Raw genomic sequence first — 19,121 nt, 5'->3', positions numbered from 1 at the left:
CCCGATGCCACGTTTTGCCCGCCTTTTCGAAGCCGCTGCCGATACGCTGAACGCCTACTACCAGGCCGTCGCGGATGCCAATCTCGACGCGCTGCTGGCGTTGTGGATCGACGAGGATTTCGCCAGCTGCGTATGGGCGGACGGCGAGCATCTGCACGGCCTCGACCAGATCCGCGGCGGGCTCGCCAACCGGCTCGCGACGCGCCCGGTCACGATCGAGCCGCTCGACATCCGCGTGTACGACAGCCTCGGCACGGTCGTCTATACGATCGCCGAAGCGCATCAGCAGGCCGACCTGACGGCCGAACCCGACATGGTTTTCGCGACGTACGTGATGATTCACGAACGCGGCGAGTGGCGTATCGCGCACATCCACGCGAGCCCGATTCCTGAACAAGCGGCCGGACAATTCGCCGCGAAGATCCGTCACGGGCAGGGTCCGCTGCACTGACGAAGAACGAAGCAACGCATTAGCGGGGCGATCATGAGTACGGCTTCTCCGCCCACCTCGCCGCTGACCGGGGCCCCGGCCCCCGACGACGATTCATTGCGCTATCGCGCACCGCGCTGGCTGCCCAACAGCCATGTGCAAACCATCGTGCCCGCGCTGTTCGCGCGGCGTCCGGTTGTCGCTTACCGACGAGAGCGATGGGAAACCCCCGACCACGACTTCATCGACCTCGACTGGGTCGCGCATCTCGACAGCGCGGCGCCGGCGGCCGACGCACCGCTGTTCGTGCTATTCCACGGCCTCGAAGGCAGCTCCGGCTCGCACTACGCGCTCGCGATGATGGCGGCCGCGCGCGCGAAGGGGTGGCACGCCGTCGTGCCGCACTTCCGCAGTTGCAGCGGCGAGATCAACCGCCAGCCGCGCTTCTACCATCTCGCCGACAGCGCCGAGGTCGACTGGATCCTGCGCCGGCTCGCCACGCAGCATCGCGGGCCGCTGGTCGCGGCCGGCGTGTCGCTGGGTGGCAACGTGCTGCTGCGCTGGCTCGGCGAGCACCGCAGCGACACGTCGATCGTGCACGCCGCCGCCGCGATCTCGACGCCGATCGACGTGCACGCCGGTGGCCGCGCGCTGTCGCAGGGGTTCGCGATGGTCTATACGCGCAGCTTCCTGAAGACGCTCAAGCGCAAGGCGCTCGCCAAGCTCGACCAGTATCCGGGGCTGTTCGACCGCGAAGCGATGCTGCAGGCCGTGACGATGCGCGACTTCGACGAGGTCGTGACCGCGCCGCTGCACGGTTTCGCGAACGCGGACGACTACTGGACGAAGGCGACCACCCGGCCGCTGCTGCCCGCGATCGACGTGCCGACGCTGATCCTCAACGCCCGCAACGACCCGTTCCTGCCCGAATCGGCGCTGCCGGGGCCCGCCGACGTTTCGCCGGCCGTCGAGCTCGACCAGCCCGCGCACGGCGGTCACGCGGGCTTCATGACCGGGCCGTTCCCCGGCCGCCTCGACTGGCTGTCGGCGCGGGTGTTCGGCTATTGCTCGAAATTCGTCGACCATGGATGACATCGTCAGGCAGGCGCTCGCCAAATGGCCGAACGTGCCGGATTGCACCGGCTGGCTGCTGCTCGACCGGCGCGGCGCCTGGCGGCTGCGCGACGACGCGGCGCAGGCGGCCGGCGAGCTCGGCTCGCCGATCCGGCATGCGGCGCTGAACGCGTTCATCGGCCGCAACTACGCATGCGACGAGCACGGCCAGTGGTTCTTCCAGAACGGGCCGCAGCGCGTGTACGTCGAACTCGCGTATACGCCGTGGGTCGTGCGACTCGCCGAACGCGACGGGCAGCTTGCGCTCACCGACCAGACGGGCGCCCCGTTCGAACCGGACGCAGTCTGGCTCGACGACGGCGGCGGCGTGCTGTTTCGCGATGCCGGCCCCCCCGCGCGCATCGCGGCGCTGCACGATCACGACCTCGGCTTGTTTGCCGATCATGCGGACTTCGACGCGACACCGCCCGTGCTGCACTGGCGCGACGGGCGCACGCTGACGCTCGGCCAGCTCGCTTGCGCCGACGTGCCTGCGACGTTCGGGTTCGTCGCGAGTCCCGCGCAGCGGGCGCGCGATGCGTCGGACGACGGCCGCTGACGCGCGATCGCCATAGCCCGCATGTCACGCCTGCCCGCCCGACGGGCCGCTATCCGCGCCCGTTCTTCTCGTCGTCGCGCTCTTCCTTGTAGCGCGCCTCGAATTCCAGCAGCCGCGCGCCGATGATCGACTGCTCGTAGAACGACACGTCCTTCGCGTCGCGCGCTTCCTTCAGTTGCCGGATCGCCGACGGCCACGCGCCGTCGAGCGCCAGTTTCTCCGCCAGCGCCCGGCGCCGCGCGAGCACGTCGCCCTTGCCGTCGCTCGACTTCGCGAGGTAATCCCACCAGTCCGGCTGTTCCGGGTCGGCCTTGGCCTGCGCCCGTGCGAGCGTCTGCGCTTCGGCGAAGCGGCGGGCGGCGATCAGCGCCTGCAGGTGCGCGACGACCGCCGCGTGCGACGCCGGCCAGCGCCGCTGCGCGAGCGCCGAGAGCCGTACCGCGTCGTCGGTTCGGCCCGCGCGGCGGGCGATGTCGGCGGCCAGCACGTCGAGGCTCGGCGAACTGCTTGCCGGATCGTCGTCGCGCCGCTCGCGCGCATCGAACGCGCTGCGCGCCGACGCGAGCGCCTTGTCCGCCGCGTCGTACTGGCCGAGCAGCGTGTTCGCGAGCGCGATGCCGTACCAGTTCGCCGCGACGTTCGGCGCCGTGCGATCGTCGATCTCGAGCTGCATCCGGCGCGCCTCGGCCGAGATGTCGGTCGGCGCCCGGTTCTGCAGGACGCGCAGCCGCGCGCGCACGAACCCATATTCGGCCGACTGGCGCGGCTGCCGGTACGGCGCGCGCCGCGCACGGTCCTCCATGTCGGCAATCCGCTCGCCGGTCAACGGGTGCGTGCGCGCATAGGCCGGCACGCCCGCATCGCCCATCGACGCGCGATCGAGCCGCTCGAAGAAGCCCGGCATCCCGTACGGGTCGTAGCCGGCCCCCGCAAGCAACTGGAAGCCGACGCGGTCGGCCTCGCGCTCGGCCGACCGCGAGAAGCGCAACTGGTTGTCGACCGCATACGCCTGCCCGCCCATCGCGATCGCGCTGCCGAGATCGCCGCTGCGCGCGAGCACGCCGGCCAGCACGCCGAGCAGCATCGTCGCGAGCGCCGTGTAGCCGGTCTTCTCGCTCGCGCCGATCATCCGTGCGATGTGCCGCTGCAGCACGTGGCCCATCTCGTGGCCGACCACCGATGCAAGCTCCGACTCCGTCTGCGTCGTCACCACCAGCCCGCTGTTGATCCCGATGAAGCCGCCCGGCATCGAGAACGCGTTGATCTGCGGATCGCGCACCGGGAACAGGTCGAAGTCCGGCATGTAGCCGCCGATGTAGCGCGCCGCCGCCGCGGCCGCGAGCCGCGCCGCCATCGCATTCAGGTAGTCGCGCACGAGCCAGTCGTCGAGATAGTCGGGATCGCGCCGCACTTCGCGCATCACGCGCTCGCCGAGCCGGCGCTCGGCTCGCGGCGTCAGCGAACCGCCGGAGCCGTCGCCGAGATCGGGCAGCTCCAGCGCACGCAGCGGCGCGCGCAGGCTCGCGACCGGCGCCGACGCACCGCCCGCGCCCGAAAACCGGCTCTCCGCGCCGCCGTACGTGCCGAACACGCCGGTCGCGATGCCGGACGGCACGGTGGAAATCGACGTCGCGCCGCCGGCCGGCTCGAGCGGTGGCGCGGATGCGCTCTGCGCATGGCCGCCCGGCGGCAGCACGAGCGCCGCCGACAGCGATACGGCAAGCAACTGTTTGACACGCATGGCAGGATGAAAACGACGCCGTCCCGCGCACCCGGCGCGCAGCGGCGTTTGGTCTGAATATTCGGGTCATTGTACCGGCGCCGCGACGACTGTCCCGTGCCGCGCGTGCGTCATCTGCGCCTGCGGCAACGCGAACGCCGCTGCTATGATAGGCGCCCGTTGAGAGGTTGGATCGGTTCGTCGCGCCGGTATGGAATCCGGCGGCCAGCCGATCGCGAAGCAGGATCGAGGCACGTGCGCGCGCACGCCGTTCCACTAGAGGAAGCCATGTCAGGACTCACCCATTTCGACGCCGCCGGCCACGCCCACATGGTCGACGTCGGCGGCAAGCAGGAAACGCAACGCATCGCGATCGCGCGCGGCACGATCCGGATGCTGCCGGCCACGTTCGCGCTGATTCGCGACGGCAAGGCCAAGAAGGGCGACGTGCTCGGCGTCGCGCGTATCGCGGCGATCCAGGGCGCGAAGCGCACGGCCGATCTCATTCCGCTGTGCCACCCGCTCGCGCTGACGCGCGTGGCCGTCGACTTCGAACTCGACGACGCGCTGCCGGGTGTCCACTGCATCGTGCAGGTCGAGACGTTCGGCCGGACCGGCGTCGAGATGGAAGCGCTGACGGCCGTCCAGGTCGGGCTGCTGACCGTCTACGACATGTGCAAGGCGGTGGATCGCGGGATGGTGATCACGGACGTGAGCGTGCGGGAAAAGCGCGGCGGGAAGTCGGGGGACTGGAAGGCGGAAGACGTAAGCGCAAGCGACTGATTGATAAGCCCTTCCCGTCGTTCGGCATGCGCCGACCCGGCCCTGGCGGCTGACATCGACGACTCGGTATTTCGGAACATCCATAAACCGCCGAAAGCGTTCCTCGTAGCAAGCGGCGGTTGCTTCCAGGGTCGCGGCCGCGATATGCGAATTCTTTCTTGCCTGACGTGCGGAAGGCCGCCGCATTTCATTGTCTTTGATATATGCAGCGACAAGGCCCGGATAGCCGTCGTCGCAATTGGCTCGACACCGACCGAAACATCGATCGACCGGATCGGCGGGCAATAGATCGGCTGAAGTCTCCGCCTTGTCCGCAGGCTCGAGGAAATGGCTTTCGCCTGGCGGTCACGTGTCGGAAGGCCGTTTCGTCAATCCTCGATCGCGAAGCGTGGCTCCGTCGGCTTCAGAACGTACCGGTCAGCGATAGTCGAAGCCCATCGTCGGCAATCGGCCCTCGACGGACGGTCGAAGGTGACGCGGCAACGGCGCCGGCCGCCGCTCCCGCGTCACTGCCCGCGCTGCGGTTCGAACACGAACGGTTGGGTCAGCAAGAAAGGATTCGCCGTCGCGCCAGTCTGCACGCACGTGGCGTGCGTCATCGCTTCGACGGCCGCGCGATCGGCCGCCGCATTGCGGCTGCTCGTCGTCACGGTGACGTTCTGCGCTTCGCCGGACGTCGTCATCAACGCACGCACCAGCACGGTCGCCGGACGCGTGAGCGGCTTCGCGGTATCCGGATAGACGGCACGCGGAATGTGGCAGGTCAGCTTGCTTTCCTGCGACGACGACAGCATCGCGCAGCCGGAAAACAGCATCGCGACGGCGGGCAGGATCAGGTAGGTCGAGCGAATGGCCATGGTCGAATATCGTTCTTCAGCACTGTTCTAGGCACACGCGCCGCGCGACGGAAGCCTTCCCCGCCCGCATCGCGTGTGTCGCACTGCGCCGCGGCCATCGGACCGGCGCCCCGTTACGGCCGCACGGCCGAGCGACGCTCGACCGCGATCCTGCCCGGCGAAATGCCCGAATAGCCGGGAAGTTTTCCGTGTTCGCGCCGGCTACGCCCCGCGCCGGCGCGCACGCCGGCGCTTTCGCGCATTGTGCACGCGCCGCCCGGCCAGCGGCGGCGATTTGACAATGGTTGACGCGAATCGCCGCTCATTCGACCGGAATCCGCGCGATCCGCGACGTAATCGATGGCCGACCGGAGCGGCACGCTACGCGCCGCGTCGTGTTGCGCCGACGTCAGCCGCCTTCGGCGCGACGCAACGGACACCGGCATTCCCCGTTCCGGCGTGCGCGACATGCCCGACGTGCGTCAATCCGAATCGTCGTCGTCCGATTCGTCGCCCTCGTCGGCCGGCGCTTCCCCGTACTTCGCGACGACGGCCGCCCTGAACGCCTTCAGCGCCGGCTCCTGGTCGCACAGCTTGTACAACGGGGCCAGTTGCTGCGGCCAGTCCTTCAATTCCTTCGCGAACACATGCAGCCGCGCGACGGTATCGAGAGCGTCGGCTTCGCGGCCGGCCAGCGCCTGCAGTACCGCGTAACGGCGCAGCACCGTCTCGCCCGGGAGCAGCGCGATCGCGCGCTCGTGCGCGGCGAGCTTGGCCGGCAAATCGTCCGGCGAAATCGGGAGCAGCGTCGCCGCACCGTAATCGCCCCACGCGCCGAACAGCAGCGACGGCGCATCGCGGTACTGCGCGGCCGGGCTGCTGCCGTAATAGAGCACTTCCGCGCGCTGGTAGTCGCGCAGCACCGGCACCGCCGCCAGCACGCCGCCGAACGACAGCACCGCGAACAGCCCGAATGCCGCCCGCCCCCGCAGGATGCGCAGCGGCTTCACCTCGAGCAGCCCGATCACGAACATCGCCGGCAGCAGGAAGAACATGTATTGCTGCGGATATTCGACGAGCGCATGCATCAGCAGGATGCCGATCAGCGCGAAACCGAACACGCGCATGCTCGACTGCGGCGCCCGCACCGCGCGCACGAACCACGTGACGAGCGCGACGGCGAGCACGCCGAGCCCGACGAGACCGGACTTCGCGAGCAGGTCGATGAAGATGTCGTGCGAATTGTTCGCGATCTCGACGCCGCCGAGCGTGCGCACGAGCGCAAACTGGTGCGACGGGAATTCGCCCCAACCGACCCCGAGCAGCGGATGCTCGCGGAACATCGCGAGCCCGTACTTCCACAACGCGAGGCGCGGCGCGATCTGCCCGGCATCGCGCATCCGGTCGGCTGCCGACTCCGCGAGATTCAGGTGGTAGTGCACGTTGGCCCAGCGCACCGCGACGTTCACCGCGACGAACGCGACGGCGAGCACGACCGGTATCAGCCACGCACGCGCATTGCCCGGCGTGCGGCGCGATTCGACCCACGCCATCCAGAAGCCCGCGACGACCATCACCGCGACCTGCAGCCACGGCCCGCGCGACACCGTCAGCGCGAGACCGACCGACAGCACGAGCGACAGCGCGAGCCACGCCCACACCGCGAGCCGGCGAGTCTGCACCAGATACAGCGCGCCCGCGAGCGCAAAGGCGATGTAGCTGGCCAGGTGATTCGCCTGCGCCATGTTGCCGTACGGGCGGCGGTCGACCGCGATGTTGTACACCACGACGAACGGCGAAACGGCCGACTCGAGGTGGAACAACTGCACGATCTGGGTACCGACCGCGAACACGCCGCCGACGAGCAGCGCACCGGCCATCATCCGCGACACGGTTTCCGCCATGCCGTCGCGCGCAAGCGCGTAGCCGGCCTGCATTGCAACCAGCGCGGCCGCGAGATAACCGACCGCCAGCCAGTTCATCGACGGCACCTTGAGCGGGATCAGCGCGACCTGCGCGATCAACACCGCCGCGAAGCCGAGCGGCGCGGCGAACGCAGCCGGCGCGGCAAACGGCTGGACCGGCCGGCCGGTGCGCGCAAGCAGCACGACGGATATGCCCACCAGCAGATACAGCACCAGCGCGGAAAACTCGGAATAGAAGGTCGGGATCGGATACGTGTGATTCGTGATCGCGTACGGCACGATCAGGGCGACAGCCAGCGCAACGAGCGACAACGAACGGGAAAAAGTAGAAGGCATGAGCGAACCGGATGTCAGCAACCGGCGCACTATACAAAACTTTCCCTGCTCTGTGCGGGGCTGTCGCTGCGCGAGCCGGCGCGGCGCCGCAGCCCGCGCCGGCCGAATCGGCGGGCGGCGGGCCGCATGCGCGGCCGCCCTCCTTCTGCGCCAGCCTTACGCGCGGCACTCCGCCGGTGCATATTTCGCGGGCAGCGTCGCGGCGGCGCCAGGCAACGGCCCCGCTCCCGGTGCCGGCAGCGACGACGCGTCCTTGCCGGCGGCGAAGCATTCCCATGCAATCGCGCCCGCCTGTATCGCCCCCTTTTTGAGCGGCACGCGCGCGGTGGGCGCATCGGCCTTGTCCGGCGCAGACGGCACGAGCACCAGCGTATTCGCGCCGGCCGCGGCGACGCGCGCGGTGAACGCGACCGTGATCTGGCCGGTCGCGCCGTCGATCGTGACGGATTCGACGTTGCGGGTCGCGGCAGGCGGGCTATAGCCGCCGTCGAGGCTCGCGCCGCTCGCGGCATTGTCGGCGACCGCGAGCCGCGCGGACGACGCGAGCGCCAGCCCCTCGCCGACGCGCGACCGCGCGAGGTAATCCTGGTACGCGGGAATCGCATAGGCCGCGACGACGCCGACGATCGCCAGCACGATCATCAGTTCGATCAGCGTGAAGCCGGCCGGCCGCCAGCGCGGCGACGGCCGACTCGCGCGCCGGAGATCGGCGGCAACGCGACGGAACAGGGAAACGGAAAAGGCTTCGAACATGACAGGCTCCGGAAACGAAAAACGCCTGCCGATACAGGCAGGCGTCTCGATCGTAGCCAGCGGGCCGCGAGGCCGGCAGTCGGCCGGATGGCCAGTCAGTCGTCAATGCGCGTGCGGCACGCTGCGGCGTTTCCTGAGCGCGTAACCGATCGCGACGACGAATAGCGCGCCGGCGATGCTCGCACCGTATACCACCGACGGCGTATCGAGCACCGGCCAGCGGTCGCCGACCGGGTCGTTCACGATCAGCCCGCCCGCGATCCAGCCGAGCAGCCCGGCGCCGAACGCCACGACGACCGGGAAACGATCGAGCAGCTTCAGCACCAGCGTGCTGCCCCATACGATGATCGGCACGCTGACGACGAGCCCGAATATCACGAGCGCGATCCGGTGCGACGGATCGGCCTGCTCGGCGGCTCCGGCGATCGCGATCACGTTGTCGAGGCTCATGACCGCATCGGCGATCACGATCGTCTTGACGGCGTCCCACAGCCGGTCGGCCGGCTTGATGTCGTCGTGCGCGTCGGCGGCCGGCGCCATCAGCTTGATGCCGATCCACAGCAGCAGCAGCCCGCCGCCGAGCTTCAGGAACGGCACGTCGAGCAGCGCGACCGCGAACGTGATCAGCGCGACACGCAGCAGGATCGCCCCCGCGGTGCCCCAGACGACCCCGCGCAACCGCTGGTTCGCCGGCAGGTTGCGGCACGCAAGCGCGATCACGACCGCGTTGTCGCCGCCGAGCAGGATATCGATGATGACGATCTGGAGAATGGCGCCCCAGTGCAGCGAGGTCAGGAATTCGAGCATGGCGGTGAGGAAAGGACGGCGGCCGCCTCGCGGGCGACCCGGTTCATCGCCGGCACATGCAGGACGCATGCCCGGTGCTTACGAATTCATTGCGCGAGCATAACAAAAAACGCCGGCAAAGCCGGCGTTTTTTACAGGACGAGCCCAGTGGAAACAATTACAGCGCCTTCTTCAGCAGACGGCCCATTTCCGACGGGTTGCGCGTGACGGTGATGCCGCACGCTTCCATGATTTCCAGCTTCGCTTCGGCCGTATCCGCACCGCCCGAGATCAGTGCGCCGGCGTGGCCCATGCGCTTGCCCGGAGGCGCCGTGACGCCGGCGATGAAGCCGACGACCGGCTTCTTCATGTTGTCCTTGATCCATTCGGCGGCGTTGGCTTCGTCCGGACCGCCGATTTCGCCGATCATCACGACCGCATCCGTATCCGGATCGTCGTTGAACATCTTCATCACGTCGATGTGCTTCAGACCGTTGATCGGGTCGCCGCCGATACCGACTGCCGACGACTGGCCAAGGCCGAGTGCCGTCAGTTGGGCAACCGCTTCATACGTCAGCGTGCCCGAACGCGACACGACGCCGATGCGGCCCTTGCGGTGGATGTGACCCGGCATGATGCCGATCTTCAGTTCGTCCGGCGTGATCGTGCCCGGGCAGTTCGGCCCGAGCAGCAGCGTCTTGCGGCCTTCGCGACGCATGCGGTCCTTCACTTCGATCATGTCACGGACGGGAATGCCTTCCGTGATGCAGATCGCGAGATCCAGATCGGCCTCGACCGCTTCCCAGATCGCAGCGGCTGCGCCTGCCGGCGGAACGTAGATGACCGACACGGTTGCGCCGGTTTCCGCCTTCGCTTCCTTGACGCTCGCGTAGATCGGAATGCCTTCGAAATCTTCGCCGGCCTTCTTCGGGTTCACGCCCGCGACGAATGCTTCGCGGCCGTTTGCGTATTCACGGCAGGCGCGCGTATGGAACTGACCGGTTTTGCCGGTAATGCCCTGCGTGATGACCTTCGTGTCCTTGTTGATCAGAATCGACATGTATTTTGACCTCTGTTCGATCGGCGTCGCGTGCAAACCGCGCCGCCATACGTGTTCATTAGCGCGCCAAGAAAACGCCGGGCCGCCCCAAGTTTTCTTGACCCCCCGGGGGCCTGGCGCATAGCGCCAGGTCTGGGGGCGCTTCTTTACTTGCCCGCGGCAGCCGCGACGACCTTCTGCGCAGCCTCTTCCATGCTGTCGGCCGAGATGATCGGCAGGCCCGAATCGGCCAGCATCTTCTTGCCGAGGTCTTCGTTCGTGCCCTTCATGCGCACGACGAGCGGCACGTTCAGGTTCACGGCCTTCGAACCGGCGATCACGCCTTCCGCGATCACGTCGCAGCGCATGATGCCGCCGAAGATGTTCACGAGGATCGCCTTCAGGTCCGGGTTCTTCAGCATCAGCTTGAACGCTTCGGTGACCTTCTCGGTGGTCGCGCCACCGCCGACGTCCAGGAAGTTCGCCGGCTCGCCGCCGAACAGCTTGATGGTGTCCATCGTCGCCATTGCAAGGCCTGCGCCGTTCACGAGGCAGCCGATGTTGCCGTCGAGCGAGATGTACGCGAGGTCGAACTTCGACGCTTCGATTTCAGCCGGATCTTCTTCGTCCAGATCGCGGTACGCGACGATTTCCGGGTGGCGGAACAGCGCGTTCGAGTCGAAGTTGAACTTGGCGTCGAGTGCGGTGACCTTGCCGTCGCCGGAGACGTTCAGCGGGTTGATTTCAGCCAGCGATGCGTCGGTTTCCCAGAATGCCTTGTACAGGCCTTGCAGGATCGCGCGCGCTTGCGGGATCGAAGCGGCCGGCACGCCGATCTTCGCGGCGAGGTCGTCGGCCTGGGCGTCCAGCAGGCCCGTCGACGGCTCGACGATGACCTTGTGGATCAGTTCCGGATGCTTTTCGGCGACTTCCTCGATGTCCATGCCGCCTTCGCTCGAACCCATCAGCACGATCTTTTGCGAGATACGGTCGACGACGAGGCTGACGTACAGTTCCTGCTTGATGTCGGCGCCTTCCTCGATCATCAGGCGATTGACCTTCTGGCCTTCCGGGCCCGTCTGGTGCGTGACGAGCTGCATGCCGAGGATCTGGTTCGCGTATTCGCGCACCTGTTCGATCGACTTCGCCACCTTCACGCCGCCGCCCTTGCCGCGGCCACCCGCGTGAATCTGAGCCTTCACGACCCAAACCGGGCCGCCGAGCTCTTCCGCCACCTTGACGGCCTCGTCAACCGAGAACGCCGGCTTGCCGCGCGGTACCGCGACGCCGAATTTCCGCAGGATTTCCTTACCCTGGTACTCGTGAATCTTCATGCGTGATTCCCTTCAGTCTGAGAGTTGGATGAAATGTCGCTTGAGACGCTTCTTCGAATGATTTCCGTTCATTCCTTCGTGCTGCCTTCACCGGGCAGATCCGGCTGAATCGGGCCATACCAGCGCGGGTAGTACTGCCGCACGACCTCGCCGTCGAATCGCAGCGCTCGGCAGCGGCCGAGCTGGAACGGCGGTTCGGCGTGCACGCCGTCATGGGCCGGCCCTTCGCCGCCCTCCTCGCGCACGTTCCACACGTCACCGGCGAACGCCTGGATCGCGGCCGTCGGCAGCACGGCGCACAGTTCGGTGAGATGGGAACAGCCTGCGACGCCGGCGAGCAGCCGGTTCGCGTTGCGGCGGAAATTGCGGAAGAGATTGAGCCCGATGAGGGCCCGATAGGCAGGCGGGGCGGATTGACAGTGACCGGGATAGGGCACCCATTCCGAAGACGCTTCGGCGTCGACGACATTGAGGTCACGATCGATGGTCACGCGCAGCCAGAGTTCGTGGATCGGCAGGCCCTGGGGCCGGATGCCCGACGCAAGCGCGACATCGCGCGGCTTGTGGTCGGTCAGGCAGGCTTCGATGTCCCACAAGCCGTCGCCGCGCTCGTAGGCTTCCGCTCGGATTGCGCGTCGATGTCGCAACTGACGGGGCACGGGCTCGGATAGCGGCATGCTGGAGGTTGAGGCCGAAGAGGAAAACCCGTGGATTTTAGCATATCGGGTATTTGAGACAGTTTGTCGCGACGGCGGGTATTCCCGCCTGCCGGAAGCGGTTGCAATGCAGCAAAATCGCGCGCCACGCGCGCGACCGAGCGCGTCAGCCGTCGATCGGGAAATCGTCGCCGACTTTCAGCAACTTCACGATGGTCGCACTCGAGAAGCCGCGTGCGGCAAGGAAACGCGCCTGCTTCGCGCGCTCCGCGGGCGTTTGCGGCAGTGCACCGAATTTCTTGCGCCAGACGGCCTGCGCGCGCGTCAATTCGGTCTCGCGCAATTGGGCATGCACCTCTTCGACGAGACCGTCGCCGACCGCATGTCGCTTCAGCTCGCTGACGATGCGCGCGACGCCGACGCGCGACGCGCGACGATGTACGAGGCTCTCGGCGAAGCGCGCGTCGGACAGCCAGCCTTCCTTTTCCAGCGCATCGAGCACCGGCTCGACGGTCTCGTCCTCGCCGACGTAAGGCGCGAGCTTGCGCGCGAGCTCCGCGCGGCTGTATTCGCGCCTCGACAGATAGCCGAGCGCGCGCCCCTTCAACGAGCGCGGCGGCTTTGACGACTTGCGCTCGCCGGCGCCCGGCGCGTCGCTTGAAGCAGCGCCCGACGGCGCACCGGCTGCACGGCGTGTACGGCGCGGATGCTGGCTGCTGCGCGTATAGACATCTTCTGCCGCGGGCGAATCGGCTGTGCGATCGCCCGGGAAACGGACACCGGACACGCGACGGCGCGAGCGATCGTGTGCATCGAACGACTCGTCGTCGTCGAACGGATCGTCCGGTACGGCAATCTCAAACGAAACGAGGGCATCGTCGGATGCCCTCGTCGCGGCGCGGTTCGCGGCGTTGCCGCCTGCGTCGCACCGGTCGGCGCCCGAGGACCCGGTTCGCCGGCCGGAGCGTCCCGCCCTTTCGGGCGTGTCGCGCTCCTCCGACTCGCCAGTCTGACCTCGGCGCGCAACCATTACTCTTCTTCGTCCAACGCCTCGGCTTCGTTGCCTACGCCATCGGGCATGCTGACGACACCGAGCGATTCGCGGATGCGGTTCTCGATCTCGCGCGCGATTTCCGGATTTTCGCGCAGGAATTCACGCGCGTTGTCCTTGCCCTGGCCGATCTTCTCGCCGTTATAGCTGTACCAGGCGCCGGCCTTGTCGACGATCTTCGCCTGCACGCCGAGATCGATGATCTCGCCCTGACGTGAAATGCCCTCGCCATACAGGATGTCGAAGATCGCCTCGCGGAACGGCGGCGACACCTTGTTCTTGACGACCTTCACGCGGGTTTCGTTGCCGATTACCTCGTCGTTCTTCTTGATCGAGCCGATCCGGCGGATGTCGAGGCGCACCGACGCATAAAACTTGAGCGCGTTGCCGCCCGTCGTGGTTTCGGGGTTGCCGAACATCACGCCGATCTTCATCCGGATCTGGTTGATGAAGATCACGAGGCAGTTCGTGCGCTTGATCGTGCCGGTGAGCTTGCGCAGCGCCTGCGACATCAGGCGCGCCTGCAGACCCGGCAGCGAATCGCCCATCTCGCCTTCGATTTCGGCCTTCGGCACGAGCGCCGCGACCGAGTCGATGACGATCATGTCGATCGAACCCGAGCGCACCAGCGCGTCGGTGATTTCCAGCGCCTGCTCGCCGGTATCCGGCTGCGAGATCAGCAGTTCCGGCACATTGACGCCGAGCTTGGACGCGTACTGGACATCGAGCGCGTGCTCGGCGTCGATGAAGGCGGCCGTGCCGCCCAGCTTCTGCAGCTCGGCGATGACCTGCAGCGTGAGCGTGGTTTTACCGGACGATTCCGGACCGTAAATCTCGACCACCCGGCCGCGCGGCAGGCCGCCGACGCCGAGCGCGATATCGAGACCCAGCGAGCCCGTGGAGACGACCTGGATGTCCTCGGCCGCTTCGCCGTCGCCCATCCGCATGATCGACCCTTTGCCGAACTGCTTCTCGATCTGTGCGAGTGCGGCCGCCAGCGCCTTGCTCTTCTCGGCGGTCATCCCGGAGCCCTTCTTGCTATCTTCCATGAATCGTCCTTTGCTATGATGAGCAGCGTCTGTCAGAGGCGCGCCCGCTTCAAGCGCTGCCCACGAATGCAGACACTGTATAAAAAAACAGTGTTTTATGCAAGCCCGCAATGCAGGCTGCGTTGTACACGGATAATTTCGGAGACAGCCGCGCCGGCATGCACGCCCGCCGGCCATCGGTCAGCAACATGCGAATCCTCATCGCCGAAGACGACAGCATACTCGCGGACGGCCTCACCCGGTCACTCCGCCAATCGGGCTATGCCGTCGATCACGTGAAGAGCGGCGTCGACGCCGACACCGCACTGTCGATGCAGACTTTCGACCTGCTGATCCTCGATCTCGGGCTGCCGAAAATGTCCGGGCTCGACGTGCTCAAGCGCCTGCGCGCGCGCAATTCCAATCTGCCCGTGCTGATCCTGACCGCCGCCGACAGCGTCGACGAACGCGTGAAGGGGCTCGACCTCGGCGCCGACGACTACATGGCCAAGCCGTTCGCGCTCAACGAGCTCGAGGCTCGCGTGCGCGCGCTGACCCGGCGCGGCGCCGGCGGCGGCCCGACCGTCGTGCGCCATGGCTCGCTCGCGTTCGACCAGGTCGGCCGCATCGCGTACGCGAACGATCACGTGCTCGATCTCTCCGCGCGCGAACTCGGCCTGCTCGAGGTGCTGCTGCAGCGGATCGGCCGCCTCGTGTCGAAGGAACAGCTCGTCGATCACCTGTGCGAATGGGGCGAGGAAGTCAGCAACAACGCGATCGAAGTCTACGTGCACCGGCTGCGCAAGAAGATCGAACCGAGCGGCGTGCGGATCTCGACCGTGCGCGGCCTCGGCTATTGCCTCGAGAAGGTCGCGCCCGCGACGCCGGCCGACACGGCGGCGCCCCAGCCCGCGGCGGCCGGCACGCCGCTGCGCTGACACCGCGCGGCGCCGCGATGGCCACGCCGGCCCATTCCCGCCACCCGACCGGCTCGCCGTCGTCGGCTGCCGACGAGGCGCGCGACGCGCGCTACGAGAACCCGTTCGCGCCGCCCGACGAAACCGAATCGCCCGAAACGCCGCGCCCGCGCTCGCTGTTCGGCGAAATCCTCGACTGGATGCTCGCGCCGCTGCTGCTGCTGTGGCCGATGAGCATCGCCGTCACCTATCTCGTCGCGAAGACGATCGCGAACAGCCCGTTCGACCGCGCGCTCGAGACCAACGCGTACGTGCTTGCGCGGCAGATCCATCCGGTCAACGGCGTCGCCGAGTTGACGCTGCCGGAGCAAACGCGCGACTTCCTGCGCGCAGACAACATCGACAGCGTCTACTTCCAGGTGCTCGGCACGCGCGGCGAGCTGGTCGCGGGCGAGGCCGACATGCCGCTGCCGCGCGACGAGGACCGCCCGCCGCCGGGCGTCGTCGTGTTCCGCGACGACCTGCTGCGCGGTAACGACGTGCGCGTCGCGTATACGACGGTCGCGCTGCCGCAGGCGAGCGGTGCGCAGCCCGTGCTCGTGCAGGTCGGCGAGACGCTCGACAAGCGCAACGCGCTCGCAAACGACATCATCAAGGGCGTGATCCTGCCGCAATTCGTGATCCTGCCGCTCGCGATCCTGCTCGTCTGGTTCGGGCTGTCGCGCGGGCTCGCGCCGCTCAACGCGCTGCAGGCGCACATTCGCGCGCGGCGGCCCGACGACCTGTCGCCCGTCGAGGCGCAGCGCGCGCCGCCCGAGATCGAACCGCTCGTCACGTCGTTCAACGACCTGCTCGCGCGCCTCGAACAGAACATGGCGCTGCAGAAACGCTTCATCGCCGACGCCGCGCACCAGATGAAGACGCCGCTCGCGGGCCTGCGCACGCAGGCCGAGTTCGCGCTACGCCACCCGGTGCCGCCCGACGTGCAGCGCTCGCTCGAGCAGATCGCGACGAGCTCCGAGCAGGCCGCGCGGCTCGTCACGCAACTGCTGGCGCTCGCGCGTGCCGAGAACCGCGCGAGCGGGCTCACGTTCGAGCCGGTCGAGATCGCCGCGCTCGCGCGGCGCACGGTGCGCGACTGGGTACAGGCCGCGCTCGCGAAACGCATGGATCTCGGGTACGAAGGCCCGGACGACGACGCGCCGCTCGATGTCGACGGCAACCCGGTGATGCTGCGCGAGATGCTCGGCAACCTGGTCGACAACGCGATCCGCTATACGCCGGAAGGCGGCCGCATCACCGTGCGCGTGCGGGCCGAGCCCGCCGCGCGGCTCGTGCATCTCGAAGTCGAAGATACCGGCCCCGGCATCCCGGCCGGCGAGCGCGAGCGCGTCGTCGAGCGCTTCTACCGGATCCTCGGCCGCGAAGGCGACGGCAGCGGCCTCGGGCTCGCGATCGTGCGCGAGATCGCCACGCAGCACGGCGGCACGCTGACGCTCGACGATCACGTCTACCAGCACGCGCCGCGCCTCGCCGGCACGCTCGTGCGCATCAGCCTGCCGCTCGCCGCCCCCGCCCCGGATTAACCCTGACGCGCGCCGCCGCGACTCGGCGCAAACACGTCGAAACCGGCGATTTACCGGCCGTTCGCACCACGATCGGCCCGCGAAGCGGCCGATTCGACACGGGTTAACGCGCAGTCGTTTTGTACGCGCGAGTCAGTGCGCCGTAAGTTTCCGTGCCAATAATCGTCGACAGGCCCGCCCCTCCCAAGGCGGCCGCACATCTATATCAAGGGACTTGGAGACGATTCATGGCAACGTTAGGCGGGCAAATTTCGCACTCGCCGATGACGGGCGAAGAGAAGAAGGTGATCTTCGCGTCGTCGCTCGGCACCGTGTTCGAGTGGTACGACTTTTACCTGGCCGGCTCGCTCGCGGCCTACATCAGCAAGAGCTTCTTCTCCGGCGTCAATCCGACCGCCGCGTTCATCTTCACGCTGCTCGGCTTCGCCGCCGGCTTCGCGGTGCGGCCGTTCGGCGCGATCGTGTTCGGCCGGCTCGGCGACCTCGTCGGCCGCAAGCACACGTTCCTCGTGACGATCGTGATCATGGGCGTCTCGACGTTCGTGGTCGGCTTCCTGCCCGGCTACGCGTCGATCGGCATCGCCGCCCCCGTGATCTTCATCGCGATGCGGCTGCTGCAGGGCCTCGCGCTCGGCGGCGAGTACGGCGGCGCGGCGACCTACGTCGCCGAGCACGCGCCGGCCAACCGGCGCGGCTTCTACACCGCATGGATCCAGACGACGGCCACGCTCGGCCTGTTCCTGTCGCTGCTCGTGATCCTCGGCGTGCGCACGTTCGTCGGCGAGGAGGCGTTCGGCAACTGGGGCTGGCGCGTGCCGTTCGTCGCGTCGATCCTGCTGCTCGCGGTGTCGGTGTGGATCCGGCTGCAACTGAACGAATCGCCGGTGTTCCTGCGCATCAAGGCGGAAGGCAAGACGTCGAAGGCGCCGCTGACCGAAGCGTTCGGCCAGTGGAAGAACCTGAAGATCGTGATCCTCGCGCTCGTCGGCCTGACGGCCGGCCAGGCCGTCGTGTGGTACACGGGCCAGTTCTACGCGCTGTTCTTCCTCACGCAGACGCTGAAGGTCGACGGCGCCAGCGCGAACATCCTGATCGCGATCGCGCTCCTGATCGGCACGCCGTTCTTCCTGTTCTTCGGTTCGCTGTCGGACAAGATCGGCCGCAAGCCGATCATCCTCGCGGGCTGCCTGATCGCGGCGCTGACCTACTTCCCGCTGTTCAAGGCGCTCACGCACTACGCGAATCCGCAGCTCGAACTCGCGACGCAGAAGGCGCCGATCACGGTCGTGGCCGATCCGGCCACCTGCTCGTTCCAGTTCAACCCGGTCGGCACGTCGAAGTTCACCAGCTCGTGCGACATCGCGAAGAGCGCGCTCGCGAAGGCCGGCCTGAACTACGAGAACGTCGCGGCGCCGGCCGGAACGCCGGCCGAGATCAAGGTCGGCGACACGGTGATCCAGACCTACGACGGCAAGGCGGCCGACGCGAAGGCGCAGGGCGCGGCGTTCGACAAGACGCTCGCGGCGACGCTGAAGGGGGCCGGCTACCCGGCGAAGGCCGACCCGGCGCAACTGAACTGGCCGATGACGATCGTGATCCTGACGATCCTCGTGATCTACGTGACGATGGTCTACGGCCCGATCGCCGCGATGCTGGTCGAGATGTTCCCGACGCGGATCCGCTACACGTCGATGTCGCTGCCCTATCACATCGGCAACGGCTGGTTCGGCGGCTTCCTGCCCGCGACCGCGTTCGCGATCGTCGCGGCGAAGGGCAACATCTATTCGGGACTCTGGTATCCGATCGTGATCGCGCTGGCTACCTTCGTGATCGGCCTGTTGTTCGTCAAGGAGACGAAGGACTCGGACATCTACGCGCAGGATTGACGTTGTGCGTGGAGCGGGGGAGACGGCCGGCGGATGCATGTGTTCCGGCGACCGCCCCCGCCTGCAGTGAAGGCCGACACGGGCCGGCGGCAACTTTTTTCGGGAAAGACGGAAAAAGGTATTGACAGCCGGCCGGCCGATCGACATAATTCAAGTCTTCGGCGAATTAGCTCAGTCGGTTAGAGCGACGGAATCATAATCCGCAGGTCCGGGGTTCGAATCCCTGATTCGCCACCAAATGCAGAAAGGGCCCAGCGCAAGCTGGGCCCTTTTTCTTTGCTCCGCAAAACCCACCCGCGCTCCGCAAACAGCATGCGGCTGCAACACCAGCATCGCCAATCCTAACCTCGCGGCTGCGCACACGGGTTATCCGGAATCTGACT

17 protein-coding genes and 1 tRNA gene are annotated in these 19,121 nt (G+C 67.4%); 8 read left to right on the top strand and 10 right to left on the bottom strand.

The window, feature by feature from the left end; genetic code table 11:
- The first annotated feature begins 4 nt into the window (after positions 1 to 4).
- From WS89_RS24635 to WS89_RS24625, 3 genes are read left to right on the top strand one after another with little or no spacing between them, the layout of a single operon-like run.
- Positions 5 to 451 carry a nuclear transport factor 2 family protein gene (locus WS89_RS24635; protein ID WP_006477934.1) on the top strand — a complete coding sequence of 149 codons (447 nt, stop codon included), beginning with the start codon at positions 5 to 7 and terminating at the stop codon, positions 449 to 451.
- Positions 452 to 484: 33 nt separating this feature from the next.
- Positions 485 to 1,522 carry a hydrolase gene (locus tag WS89_RS24630; protein WP_059794065.1) on the top strand — a complete coding sequence of 346 codons (1,038 nt, stop codon included), beginning with the start codon at positions 485 to 487 and terminating at the stop codon, positions 1,520 to 1,522.
- The gene (locus WS89_RS24625) at positions 1,515 to 2,102 is read left to right on the top strand and encodes a DUF2946 family protein (protein WP_059794063.1); all 588 of its coding nucleotides are present in this window, start codon (positions 1,515 to 1,517) and stop codon (positions 2,100 to 2,102) included. Before WS89_RS24630 ends, WS89_RS24625 begins: the two co-directional genes overlap by 8 nt.
- 49 nt (positions 2,103 to 2,151) lie before the next feature.
- On the opposite strand, the gene WS89_RS24620 is transcribed toward WS89_RS24625, so the two are convergent.
- Complete coding sequence (locus WS89_RS24620) at positions 2,152 to 3,843, bottom strand: M48 family metalloprotease (protein WP_059794061.1); 1,692 nt, start codon at positions 3,841 to 3,843, stop codon at positions 2,152 to 2,154.
- Between the two features lie 267 nt (positions 3,844 to 4,110).
- Between WS89_RS24620 and moaC the strand changes: the two genes are divergently transcribed.
- Positions 4,111 to 4,605: a cyclic pyranopterin monophosphate synthase MoaC gene (gene moaC, locus WS89_RS24615; RefSeq protein WP_059794059.1), complete on the top strand. Its 495-nt coding sequence runs from the start codon at positions 4,111 to 4,113 to the stop codon at positions 4,603 to 4,605.
- Between the two features lie 506 nt (positions 4,606 to 5,111).
- On the opposite strand, the gene WS89_RS24610 is transcribed toward moaC, so the two are convergent.
- The 9 genes from WS89_RS24610 to recA form a co-directional block, all read right to left on the bottom strand.
- Positions 5,112 to 5,462: a TonB family protein gene (locus tag WS89_RS24610; RefSeq protein WP_059504564.1), complete on the bottom strand. Its 351-nt coding sequence runs from the start codon at positions 5,460 to 5,462 to the stop codon at positions 5,112 to 5,114.
- 461 nt (positions 5,463 to 5,923) lie between these two features.
- Positions 5,924 to 7,702, bottom strand: coding sequence for a PglL family O-oligosaccharyltransferase (locus tag WS89_RS24600; RefSeq protein WP_059794055.1), 1,779 nt, complete (start codon positions 7,700 to 7,702; stop codon positions 5,924 to 5,926).
- A gap of 156 nt (positions 7,703 to 7,858) precedes the next feature.
- Positions 7,859 to 8,455, bottom strand: a complete 597-nt coding sequence (locus tag WS89_RS24595) for a pilin (protein ID WP_059504558.1) — start codon at positions 8,453 to 8,455, stop codon at positions 7,859 to 7,861.
- A gap of 102 nt (positions 8,456 to 8,557) precedes the next feature.
- Positions 8,558 to 9,262: a TerC family protein gene (locus WS89_RS24590; protein ID WP_034208295.1), complete on the bottom strand. Its 705-nt coding sequence runs from the start codon at positions 9,260 to 9,262 to the stop codon at positions 8,558 to 8,560.
- A 157-nt stretch (positions 9,263 to 9,419) separates the two neighbouring features.
- On the bottom strand, positions 9,420 to 10,301 hold the full coding sequence (sucD, locus tag WS89_RS24585; protein WP_006477916.1) for a succinate--CoA ligase subunit alpha: 882 nt from the start codon (positions 10,299 to 10,301) through the stop codon (positions 9,420 to 9,422).
- 146 nt (positions 10,302 to 10,447) lie between these two features.
- Complete coding sequence (sucC, locus tag WS89_RS24580) at positions 10,448 to 11,614, bottom strand: ADP-forming succinate--CoA ligase subunit beta (RefSeq protein WP_006477915.1); 1,167 nt, start codon at positions 11,612 to 11,614, stop codon at positions 10,448 to 10,450.
- A gap of 68 nt (positions 11,615 to 11,682) precedes the next feature.
- Complete coding sequence (locus tag WS89_RS24575; RefSeq protein WP_059794053.1) at positions 11,683 to 12,291, bottom strand: DUF2889 domain-containing protein; 609 nt, start codon at positions 12,289 to 12,291, stop codon at positions 11,683 to 11,685.
- A gap of 145 nt (positions 12,292 to 12,436) precedes the next feature.
- Positions 12,437 to 13,300 (bottom strand): recombination regulator RecX, encoded by an 864-nt coding sequence (recX, locus tag WS89_RS24570; RefSeq protein ID WP_059794051.1) that lies wholly within the window; start codon positions 13,298 to 13,300, stop codon positions 12,437 to 12,439.
- Positions 13,300 to 14,370: a recombinase RecA gene (recA, locus tag WS89_RS24565; protein ID WP_059504553.1), complete on the bottom strand. Its 1,071-nt coding sequence runs from the start codon at positions 14,368 to 14,370 to the stop codon at positions 13,300 to 13,302. Before recA ends, recX begins: the two co-directional genes overlap by 1 nt.
- Before the next feature lie 188 nt (positions 14,371 to 14,558).
- Between recA and WS89_RS24560 the strand changes: the two genes are divergently transcribed.
- The 4 genes from WS89_RS24560 (at position 14,559) to WS89_RS24545 (ending at position 18,975) form a co-directional block, all read left to right on the top strand.
- Positions 14,559 to 15,287, top strand: a complete 729-nt coding sequence (locus WS89_RS24560) for a response regulator transcription factor (protein ID WP_006497347.1) — start codon at positions 14,559 to 14,561, stop codon at positions 15,285 to 15,287.
- Positions 15,288 to 15,304: 17 nt separating this feature from the next.
- Positions 15,305 to 16,852 carry a sensor histidine kinase gene (locus WS89_RS24555; protein WP_059504550.1) on the top strand — a complete coding sequence of 516 codons (1,548 nt, stop codon included), beginning with the start codon at positions 15,305 to 15,307 and terminating at the stop codon, positions 16,850 to 16,852.
- Positions 16,853 to 17,079: 227 nt separating this feature from the next.
- Positions 17,080 to 18,738: an MFS transporter gene (locus tag WS89_RS24550; protein WP_034208301.1), complete on the top strand. Its 1,659-nt coding sequence runs from the start codon at positions 17,080 to 17,082 to the stop codon at positions 18,736 to 18,738.
- A gap of 160 nt (positions 18,739 to 18,898) precedes the next feature.
- Positions 18,899 to 18,975, top strand: a tRNA-Met gene (locus tag WS89_RS24545).
- The last annotated feature ends 146 nt before the right edge of the window (positions 18,976 to 19,121 follow it).

Source organism: Burkholderia sp. MSMB1072 (assembly GCF_001524725.1).
GTDB lineage: Bacteria > Pseudomonadota > Gammaproteobacteria > Burkholderiales > Burkholderiaceae > Burkholderia.
This window is presented reverse-complemented; position numbering and strand designations above follow the sequence as displayed.

Excerpts from the sequence above, each read along its gene's own strand:
- WS89_RS24635 (WP_006477934.1), top strand. The coding sequence starts at position 5 with ATGCCACGTTTTGCCCGCCTTTTCGAAGCCGCTGCCGATACGCTGAAC.
- WS89_RS24630 (WP_059794065.1), top strand. The coding sequence starts at position 485 with ATGAGTACGGCTTCTCCGCCCACCTCGCCGCTGACCGGGGCCCCGGCC.
- WS89_RS24625 (WP_059794063.1), top strand. The coding sequence starts at position 1,515 with ATGGATGACATCGTCAGGCAGGCGCTCGCCAAATGGCCGAACGTGCCG.
- WS89_RS24620 (WP_059794061.1), bottom strand. The coding sequence starts at position 3,843 with ATGCGTGTCAAACAGTTGCTTGCCGTATCGCTGTCGGCGGCGCTCGTG.
- moaC (WP_059794059.1), top strand. The coding sequence starts at position 4,111 with ATGTCAGGACTCACCCATTTCGACGCCGCCGGCCACGCCCACATGGTC.
- WS89_RS24610 (WP_059504564.1), bottom strand. The coding sequence starts at position 5,462 with ATGGCCATTCGCTCGACCTACCTGATCCTGCCCGCCGTCGCGATGCTG.
- WS89_RS24600 (WP_059794055.1), bottom strand. The coding sequence starts at position 7,702 with ATGCCTTCTACTTTTTCCCGTTCGTTGTCGCTCGTTGCGCTGGCTGTC.
- WS89_RS24595 (WP_059504558.1), bottom strand. The coding sequence starts at position 8,455 with ATGTTCGAAGCCTTTTCCGTTTCCCTGTTCCGTCGCGTTGCCGCCGAT.
- WS89_RS24590 (WP_034208295.1), bottom strand. The coding sequence starts at position 9,262 with ATGCTCGAATTCCTGACCTCGCTGCACTGGGGCGCCATTCTCCAGATC.
- sucD (WP_006477916.1), bottom strand. The coding sequence starts at position 10,301 with ATGTCGATTCTGATCAACAAGGACACGAAGGTCATCACGCAGGGCATT.
- sucC (WP_006477915.1), bottom strand. The coding sequence starts at position 11,614 with ATGAAGATTCACGAGTACCAGGGTAAGGAAATCCTGCGGAAATTCGGC.
- WS89_RS24575 (WP_059794053.1), bottom strand. The coding sequence starts at position 12,291 with ATGCCGCTATCCGAGCCCGTGCCCCGTCAGTTGCGACATCGACGCGCA.
- recX (WP_059794051.1), bottom strand. The coding sequence starts at position 13,300 with ATGGTTGCGCGCCGAGGTCAGACTGGCGAGTCGGAGGAGCGCGACACG.
- recA (WP_059504553.1), bottom strand. The coding sequence starts at position 14,370 with ATGGAAGATAGCAAGAAGGGCTCCGGGATGACCGCCGAGAAGAGCAAG.
- WS89_RS24560 (WP_006497347.1), top strand. The coding sequence starts at position 14,559 with ATGCGAATCCTCATCGCCGAAGACGACAGCATACTCGCGGACGGCCTC.
- WS89_RS24555 (WP_059504550.1), top strand. The coding sequence starts at position 15,305 with ATGGCCACGCCGGCCCATTCCCGCCACCCGACCGGCTCGCCGTCGTCG.
- WS89_RS24550 (WP_034208301.1), top strand. The coding sequence starts at position 17,080 with ATGGCAACGTTAGGCGGGCAAATTTCGCACTCGCCGATGACGGGCGAA.